The sequence below is a fragment of the Micromonospora sp. C81 genome, from assembly GCF_018070425.1.
Classification (GTDB): Bacteria; Actinomycetota; Actinomycetes; order Mycobacteriales; family Micromonosporaceae; genus Micromonospora; species Micromonospora zamorensis.
In genome coordinates, this window is record NZ_JAGPXS010000002.1 from 155,227 (window position 1) to 169,028 (window position 13,802).

At 72.5% G+C, this 13,802-nt stretch carries 12 protein-coding genes; 3 read left to right on the forward strand and 9 right to left on the reverse strand.

Annotation, left to right across the window (positions count from 1 at the left end; translation table 11 throughout):
* Positions 1-63 precede the first annotated feature (63 nt).
* Positions 64-3,336, forward strand: coding sequence for a lamin tail domain-containing protein (locus KBX46_RS04205; protein WP_210791017.1), 3,273 nt, complete (start codon positions 64-66; stop codon positions 3,334-3,336).
* A 59-nt stretch (positions 3,337-3,395) separates the two neighbouring features.
* On the opposite strand, the gene KBX46_RS04210 is transcribed toward KBX46_RS04205, so the two are convergent.
* The 6 genes from KBX46_RS04210 to KBX46_RS04235 all read right to left on the reverse strand — a co-directional run bounded on the left by KBX46_RS04210 (position 3,396) and on the right by KBX46_RS04235 (position 10,202).
* Positions 3,396-3,917 carry a helix-turn-helix transcriptional regulator gene (locus KBX46_RS04210; RefSeq protein WP_210791019.1) on the reverse strand — a complete coding sequence of 174 codons (522 nt, stop codon included), beginning with the start codon at positions 3,915-3,917 and terminating at the stop codon, positions 3,396-3,398.
* A 574-nt stretch (positions 3,918-4,491) separates the two neighbouring features.
* Entirely contained in the window at positions 4,492-5,475 is a 984-nt protein-coding gene (gene hemB, locus KBX46_RS04215; RefSeq protein WP_210791021.1) for a porphobilinogen synthase, read from the reverse strand.
* A gap of 20 nt (positions 5,476-5,495) precedes the next feature.
* Entirely contained in the window at positions 5,496-7,076 is a 1,581-nt protein-coding gene (locus tag KBX46_RS04220) for a uroporphyrinogen-III synthase (protein ID WP_088950332.1), read from the reverse strand.
* Positions 7,073-8,041 (reverse strand): hydroxymethylbilane synthase, encoded by a 969-nt coding sequence (hemC, locus tag KBX46_RS04225; protein WP_210791023.1) that lies wholly within the window; start codon positions 8,039-8,041, stop codon positions 7,073-7,075. The genes KBX46_RS04220 and hemC overlap by 4 nt, the downstream gene beginning before the upstream one ends.
* Complete coding sequence (locus KBX46_RS04230) at positions 8,038-9,435, reverse strand: glutamyl-tRNA reductase (protein WP_099848822.1); 1,398 nt, start codon at positions 9,433-9,435, stop codon at positions 8,038-8,040. Before KBX46_RS04230 ends, hemC begins: the two co-directional genes overlap by 4 nt.
* Positions 9,432-10,202, reverse strand: a complete 771-nt coding sequence (locus tag KBX46_RS04235) for a redox-sensing transcriptional repressor Rex (protein ID WP_088950335.1) — start codon at positions 10,200-10,202, stop codon at positions 9,432-9,434. The genes KBX46_RS04230 and KBX46_RS04235 overlap by 4 nt, the downstream gene beginning before the upstream one ends.
* Positions 10,203-10,575: 373 nt before the next feature.
* On the opposite strand from KBX46_RS04235, the gene KBX46_RS04240 reads away from it, so the two are divergent.
* Both KBX46_RS04240 and KBX46_RS04245 read left to right on the forward strand, forming a co-directional pair.
* Positions 10,576-11,880, forward strand: a complete 1,305-nt coding sequence (locus KBX46_RS04240; RefSeq protein ID WP_088950336.1) for a sensor histidine kinase — start codon at positions 10,576-10,578, stop codon at positions 11,878-11,880.
* A 112-nt stretch (positions 11,881-11,992) separates the two neighbouring features.
* Entirely contained in the window at positions 11,993-12,646 is a 654-nt protein-coding gene (locus tag KBX46_RS04245) for a response regulator transcription factor (protein ID WP_088950337.1), read from the forward strand.
* On the opposite strand, the gene KBX46_RS04250 is transcribed toward KBX46_RS04245, so the two are convergent.
* From KBX46_RS04250 to KBX46_RS32840, 3 genes are read right to left on the reverse strand one after another with little or no spacing between them, the layout of a single operon-like run.
* Positions 12,627-13,289 (reverse strand): HAD family hydrolase, encoded by a 663-nt coding sequence (locus KBX46_RS04250; RefSeq protein WP_210791026.1) that lies wholly within the window; start codon positions 13,287-13,289, stop codon positions 12,627-12,629. The two genes, KBX46_RS04245 and KBX46_RS04250, sit on opposite strands and share 20 nt — an antisense overlap.
* A gap of 23 nt (positions 13,290-13,312) precedes the next feature.
* Complete coding sequence (locus tag KBX46_RS04255) at positions 13,313-13,567, reverse strand: glutaredoxin family protein (protein WP_030329740.1); 255 nt, start codon at positions 13,565-13,567, stop codon at positions 13,313-13,315.
* Positions 13,557-13,760, reverse strand: coding sequence for a hypothetical protein (locus KBX46_RS32840; protein WP_210791028.1), 204 nt, complete (start codon positions 13,758-13,760; stop codon positions 13,557-13,559). The genes KBX46_RS04255 and KBX46_RS32840 overlap by 11 nt, the downstream gene beginning before the upstream one ends.
* Positions 13,761-13,802: the final 42 nt, after the last annotated feature.

Genomic DNA, 13,802 nt, shown 5'->3' on the forward strand with positions numbered 1-13,802 from the left:
GACGGCGGACAGCCGCGCACCTTAACGTGCGTTCGACCCCCATCCACCCATCGTGGAGGCCCTATGCGCCCGCGCCGCTCAATCGCCGCGCTCGCGACCGCCGCCGTGACCATCACGGCGCTCGGCGTCGCACCCACCGCGGCCAGCGCCGCGCCCACCGACCTGTTCATCTCGGAGTACGTCGAAGGCTCGTCGAACAACAAGGCGATCGAGCTGTTCAACGGCACCGGCGCCGCCGTGGACCTGACGGCCGGCGGCTACCAGTTGCAGCTCTACTTCAACGGCTCCACCACGGCCACCACGATCGCGCTGACCGGGAGCGTGGCCGCTGGTGACGCGTTCGTGTTCGCGAGCGCCTCCGCCGGGGCCGCCGTCCTCGCCCAGGCCGATCAGACCACCGGAGCGAGCCTGTTCAACGGTGACGACGCGATCGTGCTGCGCCGGGGCGCCACAGTGCTCGACTCGATCGGTCAGGTCGGGGTCGACCCGGGCACCGAGTGGGGGGCCGGCACGACCAGCACCGCCGACAACACCCTGCGCCGGCTGCCGACCGTGGCCGCCGGCGACACGGACCCGTCGGACGCGTTCGACCCGGCCGCGCAGTGGGCGGGCTTCCCGGTCGACACCTTCGACGGGCTCGGCGCGCACACAGTCGACGGCGGGGGTCCGGTTGACGTGCCGGCCACGCTGACCTGCGGGGGGCCGTTGGTCACCGCGGCGGGCACGGCCGCGACGCGCGAGGTCACCGCCACCGACCCCGATGACACGGTCGTCGATCTGGCGGTGACGGGGGTCAGCCCGACGCCGACCACCGGCTCGATCACCCGCACCGCGTTCACCCCCGCGGAGGGGTTGGGCGGCACCGCCCGCGCAACGGTCGGCACCAGCGCCGACCTGACCGCCGGGGCGTACACCGTCACCCTGACCGCGACCGACGCGGACGGTGGCACCGCCAGCTGCGCGCTGGTCGTGCAGGTGACCCGGGAGCTGACCGTCGGCGAGGTGCAGGGTCCGACCACCGACGCCGAGTCCGGTCCGAGCGACCGGTCGCCGCTCGCACCGGCGAGCGGCAACGGCACGAGCAGCACGCTGTACGACGTCCGCGGCGTGATCACCCAGTTGACCCTGGCGCGGACCTCGGCGGGGGCGGAGCAGCACGGCTTCTTCCTCCAGAGCCGCACGGGCGACACCGACGGAGACCCGACCAGTTCCGACGGCATCTTCGTGTTCATGGGCACGTTCACCTCACTGGTCGGCGGTTACGTCCCGACGGTCGGCGACGAGGTGGTTTTGCGGGCCCGGGTGTCGGAGTACTTCGGCTTCACCCAGCTCTCCGGCGCCTCACTGGTCCGCCGGATCGCTGGCGGGCTGGCCGTGGACACCGCGGTCGAGGTCACCGACGCGGTGCCACCGGCCGAGGTGACCGACGCGCAGCGTTTCTGGGAGCGGCACGAGGGCGCCCGGATGCGGGTACGCGCGGGCAGCGGCGCGGTGAGCGGACGGGACGTCTTCTCGTCCACTGCCGACGCCGAGCTGTGGGTGGTGGACCGGGACGATCCACTGCTGGACCGCGCCGACCCGTACACCCGGCGGGTCTTCCGTGATTCGCACCCGCTGGACAACGACCCGACCCGCCGTTTCGACGACGGCAACGGCCAGCGGACGCTGCTCGGCAGCATGGGTGTGAAGGCCACCGCCGGGGACAGCGCCGCGCTGCTCCCGCCGGCGCACACCTTCGACACGCTGCGCGCGGACGCGGTGGGTGGGGTCTACTACTCGTTCGAGAAGTACGGCGTCCAGGTCGAGCGGGCGGAGTTCGACGCCGGGGCCGACCCGTCGAAGAACAACCCGCCCAAGCCGGCCGACCGGTCGCAGGAGGTGGCCGTCGCCACCTACAACGTGGAGAACCTGTACGACTACCGGGACGACCCGTTCGACGGCTGTGACTTCACCGGCAATGCCGGCTGCCCGGGCGTCAACCCGCCGTTCGACTACGTGCCGAGCAGTGAGGCGGACTACCGGCAGCAGCTCGGTGCTCTCGCCGACCAGATCGTCAAGGATCTGCACGCACCGGACCTGATCCTGGTGCAGGAGGCCGAGGACCAGGACATCTGCACGGTTTCCGGCACCACGTTGAGCTGCGGTGACACCGACAACGCGGACGGCGCTCCGGACAGCATCCAGGAGTTGGCGCTGGCGGTGGCGGCAGCCGGTGGGCCGGCGTACGCCGCTGCCTATGACCGGACCGGCGCGGACGCCCGCGGGATCACCGCCGCCTTCCTGTACCGCACGGACCGGTTGTCGCTGGCGGCCGCGACGGCGGACGACCCGCTGCTGGGTTCGGCACCGACCGTTCAGTACCGAGCTGCGGGGTTGCCGGCCAACGCGGACGTGCAGAACCCGAAGGCCCTCAACGCGGTGCTGCCGTCGGACGTGGACACGTCGACCGGTCGGGACGGCAGCAACGTCTTCACCCGCGCTCCCCAGTTGGGCAAGTTCACAGTGGCCGCCGCACCCGGCTCGACGGAGCGGTTCACCCTGTACGCGCTCAGCAACCACTACTCCTCGGGCCCGGACAGCCGGGTCGGGCAGCGGCGGGAGCAGGCGCGCTACGGCGCGGCGATCGTCACCGCGATCGAGGCGGGCGACCAGACCGCCCGGGTGGTCTACGGAGGGGACCTGAACGTCTTCCCCCGCCCGGACGATCCCATCGCGACCGGCAGCCAGCCCACTCCCTCGGACCAGCTCGCACCGCTCTACGAGGCGGGCCTGCACAACCTGTGGGACAACCTGGTGGCGGACGTGCCGGCTTCGGCGTATTCGTACAGCTTCGAGGGGCAGGCGCAGACGCTCGACCACCTGTTCGTCAACGACGCGCTCTACGGCGACCTGGTGCAGGTGCGGGCCGCGCACATCAACGCCGACTGGCCGGCGGAGTTCACCGGCGACGGGTCGCGGGGTTCCAGCGACCACGACCCGCAGGTGGCCCGGTTCCGGTCCCGGGCGTCGTTGACCGTCGCCGACACGGCGGTGGTCGAGGGCAACCAGGGCACCAGGCAGCTCACCTTCACCGCCACGGTGTCCCGGCCGCTGTCCCAGCCGGTGCTGCTCTGCGCCACGACGGTCGGCCTCACGGCGCAGGGTGGCTCGGATTTCGACCCGTACGTCGGTTGCAAGGTGTTGGCGGCCGGGCAGACGTCGGTGGCGTTCCCGGTGTCGGTGCGCGGTGACCGTAAGCGGGAGGCGGACGAGAAGCTCACGCTGCTGGTGGCCGGGGTCCCTGGTCTCCGGCTGGCTGACCCGCTCGCGATCGGCACGATCACCAACGACGACTGACGTCGCGTTTTCCCGGCGAGGCCCGCAGATCCGTTCCGGATCGGCGGGCCTCGCTGGTGTCAAGGCGAGACCACCCCGCGCGGGGGCCACGGCGGTCGGGGCAGGTGCCGGTGTTGAGCCACACGCACCTCCCACTGGCTTCGGCGCCGCATCGCGTCCCGAACTGCCCGGTTGCGGTAGAACGTCTCGGGCGGGCGGGCCAGCCCGTAGATGTCCGCCCACCATTCGCCCGGCTCAGGGTCGAGAATGGTGTCGAGGTGCGACGGGTAGCGACGCTCCGCGCCGTTGTACGTGTCCTGCCAGTCCTGCATCGGTTTGAGCACCCGGCCGAACTCGTCCACCACGGCCAGCCGGCAGCCCAGCACACCGATGATGCGCCGGAGCAGGACGATGCTCGGCATCATGCGGCCGGCCTCGATCCGGCCAATGGTGGCATGGTGCACACCCGCCCACCGGGCCAGCTCGCGCTGGCTCAGGTCGGCGCGACGGCGGACCGCCCGGACGATACCGGCGGCAGGCCAGGGCGCGTCGGAAGGCTCGCTGAGCAGGACCGGCTCGGCTGAGGCTGACGAATCACTCATGCCGCCACCGTCCCGCCTGGTGGAGCTGGCCGCAATCCCGCTTACCGTGCCTGTGGATAACCAGCTGACCTGTGGATATCGTCCACGGCCCGGGGGATCACTCTCCGTGCTCGCGGCACCAATTGCACCGCCACTACAGCGCGTCACGGGGCTTTACGTTGCTCCGTCGAGCAGCCAGACCAGGCCCAGAAACGCCACCGGGCTGACCAGGGGAATCCCCAACCTCGCCAGCAGACACACCACCCCCGCTCGCCCCCTTTGCTCTGCAGTTCAATATGCACCGAGAGCGGAGGGTGAGCGTCGCCGTCGTGGGTGCAGAGCAAAGGCGGCAGGGGAGGTGGTGGCGGCGGCTCGTCAGATGGTTACGCTGCGCTAGCCGTTATCGCCGGGCAGGACCGCAGGTCCGCAGGTCGGTGGGCCCGCAGGTCGGTCGGTCCACGAGCCGGAACGGCCGGGAAGCTCAACCGCGCCCGCCGACGGGACACGCGGTCAGGACGCGCCGGCCGTGCGCGAGCCGGTGCCGCGCCCGCCCCCGCACGCTAGGAAGACAGCGCGGTCAGAGTTGGACCTGGGGTCAGTAGCGCTGGCGCAGCAGCCCGGCGGCCTCGACCGCCCAGTAGGTGAGGATGACCTTCGCGCCGGCCCGCTTGATCGAGGTGAGCGTCTCCAACATCACGCGCTCCCGGTCGATCCAGCCGTTCGCGGCGGCAGCCTCGACCATCGCGTACTCACCGGAGACCTGGTAGGCGGCGACCGGGACGTCCACCGCGGCCCGCACCGCCGACACCACGTCGAGGTAGGGCAGCGCCGGCTTGACCATCACCAGGTCGGCGCCCTCGGCGACGTCCAGCGCCACCTCACGCAGCGACTCGCGCAGGTTGGCCGGGTCCTGCTGGTAGGTGCGTCGGTCGCCCTCCAGCGCCGACTCCACCGCCTCCCGGAACGGGCCGTAGAAGGCGGAGGCGTACTTCACGGCGTACGCCAGCACGGCGACATCCTGGTGCCCGGCTGCGTCGAGCGCCCGGCGCACCACGCCGACCTGGCCGTCCATCATCCCGGACGGCCCGACCATGCCGGCCCCGGCGGCGGCCTGGGCCACCGCCATCTCGGCGTACGCGGCCAGGGTGGAGTCGTTGTCCACCTCGCCGTCGGGGGTGAGCAGGCCGCAGTGCCCGTGCGAGGTGAACTCGTCCAGGCACAGGTCGCTCATCACCACGGTGTCGTCACCCACCTCGGCCACCACGTCGCGGATGGCGACGTTGAGGATGCCGTTCGGGTCGATGCCGCCGGAGCCGGTCGGGTCCCGCCGTTCCGGCACACCGAAGAGCATGATCCCGCCGACGCCGGCCTGGACCGCCTCGGCCGCCGCCTTGCGCAGCGAGTCCCGGGAGTGCTGGAGCACCCCCGGGAGCGAACCGATGGCCCGCGGCTCGGTCAGCCCTTCCTTGACGAACATCGGCACGACCAGCTCGGCCGGGTCGACTCGGGTCTCCGACACCAGCCGGCGGATCGCCGGGGTGCGGCGCAGCCGGCGGGGCCGGATCTCGGGGTACGACATGGAAGGGCCTCCTCGAACGACTACCGGAAGCGCAGAGCGGTCGGGCCCTGCACCTTCGAGCCGCGGCGCTGCTTGGCCGGCATGGCGGCCAGCTTCTCGCGCAGCTCGACGGCGTAGGCGGCGAGCGCCTCCACCAGGTCGGGCACCGAGGCGTGTGGCGGCTGGACGTCGACCCGCAGGCCGAACTCCGTCGCGGTCTCCGCCGTCTTGGGCCCAATGACGGCAACAACGGTCCGGGCGTGCGGCTTCCCGGCGATGCCGACCAGGTTGCGCACGGTGGAGGACGAGGTGAAGAGCACCGCGTCGAAGCCGCCCGACTTGATGGCGTCCCGGATCTCGGCGGGCGGCGGCGCGGCCCGCACCGTCCGGTACGCGGTCACGTCGTCGACCTCCCAGCCGCGCTCGGTGAGCCCGGCGGCGAGCGTCTCGGTGGCGATGTCGGCGCGCGGCAGCAGCACCCGGCCCACCGGGTCGAGGATCTCGTCGTGCGGGGAGAACTCGGCCAGCAGCCCCTCGGAGGACTGCTCCCCGGTGGGGATCAGCTCCGGCTGGATGCCGAACGCGCGGACCGCGTCCGCCGTCGCCTCACCGATGCAGGCGATCTTGACGCCGCCGAAGTGCCGGGCGTCCAGACCGTGCTCGGCGAACTTCTCCCAGACCGCGCGGACCGCGTTCACCGAGGTGAAGATCACCCAGGCGTACCGGCCGTCGACCAGGCCCTTGACCGCACGCTCCATCTGCGCCGGGGTGCGCGGCGGCTCGACCGCGATGGTCGGCACCTCACACGGGATCGCCCCGTACGCGCGCAGTCGGGCGCTCATCACGCCAGCCTGCTCCTTGGTGCGGGGTACGAGCACCTTCCAGCCGTACAGCGGGCGGTTCTCCCACCAGCTCAGCTTGTCGCGCTGACCCACCCCGACACCGACGGTGAGCACCACCCGGCCGGTGAAGCCGAGCGCGGCGGCCACGAAGCTGTCCACTGTCGACGTGGTCGTGTACTGGGTCTCGCCGGTGCCGTCGCCGGTCACGCCGACGCCGGTGGTGCCGTCGACCCCGGCGGCGAGCAGCCCGTCCCGGACGGCGGCGAGGTCACCGGCGTCCACGGCGAGCGCGAGCGAACCCCGGCCGACGGCCGTGGCCAGCGCCTCGAAGTCCAGTGTGCTGACGTCCTCGACGTCGGCAGCCGTCCGCACACCCGGCAGCGGCACACCGGCGTAGGTGGCCACACCCTCGGCCTGGCCGACGCCGGGCACCACCTCGAAGTGGGCGGCGGTGCGGGCGACGGCCTGCACCTCCTTGACCACCGAGTCGTGGCCGAACGGGTCGCCGGCGACGAGGTGCACCGCGTTCAACCCGGAACGGGCCGCGGAGATCAGCACCTTCGCCACGTCCCCGGGCGCGCCCTCGGCCGGCGTGAACTCGGCATCGTCCCTGGCATCGGCACGAACGACGGCGAGCAACGACTCCGGGACTCCCCGGTCGTAGATCACCTGGTCGGCGTCGACCAGGGCGTCGTGTGCCCGACGGGTCAGCAGACCTGGGTCACCGGGGCCAGCCCCGACGAACGCGATACGGCCGACGGGCTTACGGGTGCGGGTCATTCTGTGCTCCCAAATTGCTGGGTCCCCGGGCCGGTGTGTCCTTCGTGGCCGAGGATCGAGTCGGCGCCGAGGTCGAGGAGTTCGGCGGCGAGTGCCTTACCGATCTCCGCCGCGTCGGCGGGCGTTCCGGTGCGGGACAGCCGGAGGTCACGAGTGCCGTCCGGGCTGATCACCGCCCCGCGCAGGTAGATCTCATCGCCGTCGTCACCTTCGGCGAGTTCGGCGTAGGCGGCGACGGGTGCACTGCACCCGGCCTCCAAGGTCGCCAGCAACGCGCGTTCCGCGGTGACCGCGGCGCGCGACGGTGCGTGGTCGAGCAGCGCGAGCAGCTCGACCAGGTCCTGGTCATCGACCCGGCACTCGACCGCCAGCGCACCCTGGGCGGGTGCGGGCAGCATGAGCATCGGGTCGAGGGTCTCGGTGATCGCGTCGGTCCGACCGATCCGGGCCAGCCCGGCCCGGGCCAGCACGACCGCGTCGAGGTCGGCCTCGGGGCCGAGCACCCGCGCCAGGCGGGTGTCGATGTTGCCGCGGATCGGGGTGACCTCCAGTTGCAGCCCGAGGGCGTGCAGCTGGGCGATGCGGCGCAGCGCGCCGGTGCCCACTGTGGCACCGGGCGGCAGCTCGGCGAGCGTCCGCCCGCCCTGGGCGATCAGCGCGTCGCGCGGGTCCTGTCGGGCCGGCACCGCCGCGATGTGCAGCCCGGCGGCGGCGGCCGTGGGCAGATCCTTGTAGGAGTGCACAGCGAAGTCGATCGTCCTGGCGGTCAGCGCGTCGCGCAACGCGGAGACGAACACCCCGACGCCGAGCCGGTGCACCGGCGCGTTGGAGCGGTCGCCAGCGGTGATCACCTCCACCAGCTCGACCGGGCGGCCGGTGGCGGCGGTCAACGCCTCGGCGATCTGGCTGGACTGGGCCATCGCCAGGGCGCTGCCCCGGGTGCCGAGGCGCAGGGGGGCGGTCATCGCGCACCTCCGGTGGGCGGGGTCGGCTCGGTGGCGTCGGCTCCGGACACCGGGTCGGTGCCGAGCAGTGCCGCGCCGAGGTCGGGGGTCAGCACGTCCGGGACGGTGTCCACCGGAGAGGTCTGCGGGACCTCGAGGTCGAACAGCTCGCGCAGCAGGGCCGCGTACTGGTCGCCGCCGGGCTCCGCGGCCAACTGGCGCACCTTGACGGTGGGCTGGTGCAGCAGTCGCTGCACCACCCGGTGCACGGTGCGGGCCACCTCGGCCCGCAGGTCGTCGCCGAGGTCGGGGCGGCGCTGGGCGAGCCGGCGCAGCTCGGCGGTGACCACGTCGTCGGCCCGGCCGCGCAGGGCGGCGACGGTGGGTGCCACGTCGGCGCCGCGCAGCCAGGTGAGGAAGCCCTCCACCTCGGCCAGCACGATCCGTTCGACGGCGGCGGCGTCGGCAGCCGCCGGACCGTCGGCGAGCAGCGCTGCCATCCGGTCGATGTCGATCACCTCGACGCCGGGCAGCTCGGCGACACCATCCTCGACGTCGCGCGGGACGGCCAGGTCGAGCAGAACCAGCGGCCCCCGGGCCGGGTCCCGCTCGGCCAGCGCCGCGCTGACCACCGGACGGGTGAGGACCGGTTCGGTGGACGCGGTGGCGGCCACTACGATGTCCACTGTGGAGAGGGTGTTGGCCAGCTCGGTCATTGGCGCCGCACTCGCCCCGTACGACTCGGCGAGCCGGACGGCCCGGTCGGCGCCCCGGTTGCTGACGGTGAGGGGCCCGGCGCCCAGCCGGGACAGCGTGGCCACCCCGAGCGAGCCCATCGCGCCGGCACCGACCACCAGGGCCGGGTGGCCGTCGAGGTCGCCGTCGAGGTGCCCGGCGGCCAGCTCCAGCGCTGCGGTGACGACGCTCTGGCCGGCCCGGTCGATGCCGGTCTCGGCGTGGGCCCGCTTGCCGACCCGCAACGCCTGCTGCATCAGCTCGTGCAGCAGCCGGCCGGCCGAGTCGGCGCCGGTGGCCCAGTGGTACGCGTCGCGCAGCTGCCCGAGGATCTGCGCCTCACCGACGACCATCGAGTCCAGGCCGGTGGCGACCCGGAAGACGTGGTCGACGGCGGCGGTGTCGTAGTGCACGTACAGGTGGCTGGCGAGCGCCGCCGGCGGGCTGCCGGCCTGCTCGGCCAGGACGGCGCAGACGTCGCCGAGCCCGCCGTGGAAACCGGACACGGCGGCGTAGACCTCCACCCGGTTGCAGGTGGAGACGATCACCGCCTCGGCCACGTACGGCTGGGCGATCAGGCGGTCCAGGGTGCGGGTCAGGTCGGCGGGGGGCACAGCCAGCTGCTCCAGCGTGGCGACCGGGGCGGTCCGATAGGACGCGCCGACGACGAGCAGTTTCACGTGCCGATCGCCTCCTGGGTGTCGGTGGCCGCGAACCCGCCCGGCAGGGCGGTGAGAGCGGACCCGCCGGTGGCGGGCAGCGCGGTCAGCGATGCCTTGCGGTGCTCGTGGAAGGACAGAATCTGCAGCTCGATGGCGAGGTCGACCTTGCGTAGGTCGACCCCCTCCGGAACCGAGAGTACGCACGGTGCGAAGTTGAGGATGCTCGTCACGCCGACGGCGACCAGTTGGTCGGCGACCTGCTGGGCGGCTGCGGCCGGGGTGGCGATCACGCCGATCGCCAGGGATTCCTCCGCGGCGACCGTCGGCAGGTCGTCGACATGCCGGACAACCAGGCCGTTGATCTCCTCACCGACCCGGGAGGGATCGGCGTCGAGCAGTGCGGCGATCCGGAAGCCCCGGCTTGCGAAGCCGTCGTAGCCGGCCAGGGCGTGACCGAGATTACCCACGCCGACCAGGGCGACCGCCCGGCGTTGAGTGAGCCCGAGCACAAACTCGATCTGCTCGATCAGCAGCGCGACGTCGTAGCCGACGCCCCGGGTGCCGTACGAGCCGAGGTGGGAGAGGTCCTTGCGGAGCTTGGCGGAGTTGACACCGGCGGCGGCGGAGAGGCCCTCGCTGGAGACGGTCTCGTGCCCGGTGTCGGCGAGGTTGTGCAGCGCGCGCAGGTACTCCGGCAGCCGAGCGACGGTCGCCTCGGGCAGATCCGGTAGCGCCGGTACGGCACCGGCGCGGCCGGGCGCGCCTGGGTGACGGTGCTGACTCATGAGACTCCGTGCGGTGCGATCCTCGGCCAACTCCGCTGGTCGGCCGCTTATGGACTCCCGCTGGCGACCGAGATTGCCGGCTGTGCTAGCAGGGCGCGTCGGAGTCACAGAGTAGGCGCTTGTGAAGACGTGCACAAATCGCGATCTTGCCGCTGCGCCACGCAACCTCACCAGCACCTCCATTCCGCAAGATCGATCCGGCGGGCCTCCGCTCACGCCACCCGGGCGATTATTGCTCAATCCCGACTTCTCTGACCAATCCCGCGCCGAGCCTCACAGGGACCGTCCCCGCCAGGTGGTAGGGGCAGCACTACGGGGGAGAGGCAGGGCTTCGGGATGGGGACCCGAAGCCCGCATGCCTAGCCTTTTGGGCATGACCGCCGTTGCCGCCACCAGCGACCAACCGACGCTGGCACCGAGCATCCCCCGCCAACTCTTCGTCGACTCCGGGTACGTGCTGCTCGGCCTGCCCCTGGCGGTGGCCAGCTTCGTGGTCCTCATCGTCGGCACCGCCGTCGGCATCGGCCTGGTGGTGACGGTGGTCGGCCTGCCGATCCTCAGCGGCACCCTGTACGCCGCCCGTGGGCTCGCCGACATCGAGCGGCTGCGGCTGCCCGCGGTGCTCCGGCAGCCCCGGATCCGGCCGCACTACCGGCTGCCCGAGGCGGGCGCGAACGCCTGGCGACGGATCTTCGTGCCGATGCGGGACGCCCAGTCCTGGCTCGACCTGGCGCACGGCATCCTGCGGCTGATCGCGGCGGCCGGCACCTTCGTGGTGGCCCTGGTCTGGTGGGCCGGAGCGATCGCCGGCTCGCTGTACTGGGCCTACGACTGGGCCCTTCCCCGAGCCGACGGCGAGGGTGACAAGGACCTGGCCCAACTGCTCGGCCTGGGCGACTCGACCACCGCCCGAATCGGCTTGAACACCGCGATCGGGGTGTTCTTCCTGATCACCCTGCCGATCGTGATCCGGGGTTGCGCGCTTCTCCAGGCCAGCTTCGCCAAGGCCATGCTGACCGGGGTGGCCGAGATGCGCGACCGGATCACAGTGCTGGAGGAGCAGAAACGGGCCGCCGTGTCCGCCGAGGCGTCCGCGCTGCGCCGGTTGGAACGCGACATCCACGACGGCCCCCAGCAGCGCCTGGTGCGCCTGGCGATGGACCTCAGCCGGGCCCGGATGCAGCTCGCGTCCGACCCGGAGGCGGCCGGCCGGACCATCGACGAGGCGGTCACCCAGACCCGGGACACGTTGGCCGAGCTGCGGGCGCTGTCCCGGGGCATCGCCCCGCCGATCCTGGTCGACCGGGGCCTGCCCAGCGCCCTGGCCGCGATCGCCGCGCGTGGGCTGATCCCGATCGAGCTCCAGGTGGATCCACAGCTCGGCACGCCGGGCGGGCGGCTCGACCCGGCGGTGGAGAACACCGCGTACTTCGTGGTGTCCGAGGCGCTGACCAACGTCGCCAAGCACGCCCGGGCCACCGAGGCCGTGGTGGCCGTCGCCCGGCAGGGCACCCACCTCCAGGTGCGGGTGGGCGACGACGGTCAGGGCGGCGCACACCTGGCCAAGGGGCATGGGCTGGCTGGCATCGCCGACCGGGTCCGGGCCGCCGGCGGTGAACTGGTGGTGGTCAGCCCGGCCGGCGGCCCCACCGAGATCCGCGCTGAGCTTCCCCTGTGAGCGCGAGGAGTGAGCCGGGTTTGCGAGCCCCGCAGTCGCGAACGAAGGAGATGCTGTGATCAGTCCCGCGCCGCGCCCCCACTACGGGCCGGACGTGGTAGACAACACAGCCATGCGCATCGTGATCGCGGACGACGCCGTCCTGCTCCGGGAGGGGCTGGTCCGGCTGCTCACCGAGAGCGGCCACCAGGTGGTGGCTGCCGTCGGCGACGGCGACGCGCTGGTCGAGGCGGTGGTGGAGCACCGCCCGGACGTGTCGATCGTCGACGTCCGGATGCCGCCGTCGCACACCGACGAGGGGCTGCGGGCAGCGGTGGAGGCACGCCGGTTGGTGCCGCGTACCCCGATCCTAGTGCTCTCCCAGTACGTTGAGGTCTCGTACGCCGATGATCTGCTCGCCACCACCGGCGGTGCCGGCGGCGGGATCGGCTACCTGCTCAAGGACCGGGTGGCCGCGATCGACGAGTTCCTGGACGCGCTGCGCAGGGTGGCGGCCGGCGGCACGGTGCTCGACCCGGAGGTGGTCGGTCAGCTCTTCGCCCGGCGCCGCCGCGACGACCCGCTGAGCGAGCTGACTCCCCGCGAGCGCGAGGTGCTCGCCCTGATGGCCGAGGGCCGCTCGAACACCGCCATCGCCCGTTCCCTGGTGGTCAGCGACGGCGCGGTGGAGAAGCACGTGCGCAACATCTTCACCAAGCTCACGCTGCCGCCCGACACTGAGCAGCACCGGCGGGTGCTGGCCGTCCTCACCTACCTGCGGAACTGATCTCCCGGGCCAGGGTCACCGCGTCGGTGAGCGTGTCGGCCACCGGGTGACCGGAGTCACGCAGCCGTGCCGGGTCGGTGAACCCGCCGGTGTAGAGCACCGCACGGCCGCCCACCGCGAGGGCCGCGTCCGCGTCGTCGATGGAGTCACCGATCAGCACCACCGAGGCGCCGTCCACGCCCAGCTCGGTGAGGTGCAGCTGGAGCGACTCGGCCTTACGGCCGCCGCCGACCGTGGCCCGCAGCCCGTCGACCCGGGCGAAGTGGCCGGTCAGCCCGTACGTGTGCACGGTCGGCACCAGCTCCTCGTGGAACCACATGGAGAGCAGGCTCTGGCCGCCCGGCCAGGCGGCCATCGCGGTGCGCGCGTCGGCGGCCAGCTCACAGGTGGTCAACCCGATGCGGTACGCGTCGTGGAAGATCCGGTCCAGTCGGCCGAACTCGTCGTCGTCGACGGCCTGGCCGAGCACCTCGGCGTAGTACTCGGCGATCGGTCGGCGGAACCGCACCCGGTGCTCGTCCAGGGTGACCGTCGGCCCGCCCAGGCTCGCGAACACGACGTTGGTGGCGGACACCACCAGGCTGAGGTCGTTGAGCAGGGTCCCGTTCCAGTCCCACACGAGGTGGGGGTGCGCAGGGGTCATCAGAGCACCTTAGGCGGCACCGCTCAGAGCTGCGGGGTGGTCAGGTCCCGCAGCAGCCGGTCCTCCTCGACCCGCCAGTAGCCGTGCTCCTTGCCGTCGAGCATCACCACGGGCAGCCGGTCCCCGTACTCCCGCTCCAGCCCCTCGTCGCCGGTGACGTCCCACTCGACCCACTTGTCGCCGGTGACCGCCACCACCCGGTCGAGTGCGGCCTTGGCGTCGTCGCACAGGTGGCAGCCGGGTCGGGTGATCAGGGCGAGCCGGGCGTCAGTGGCCATCGGTTACCTCCGTGCGGGTGTCGGCGGGTGCGGGTGGGTCGGCTGGCGTCGCCGGCCGGAGCTGGACCTTTTTACCTTGCCGAGCACGGCGGCAGGGCGCCGGCACCACGTACGCCCGCACAGTCTCGCCGGTCCTCGGGTGCGGCACACCCCGTACCGCCGACTCGGCCTCCCCGGGGTGCCCGGTGGACACCTGCTGACCGGTGACCTACGGCGAAGCGCGCCGCGGCGGCGG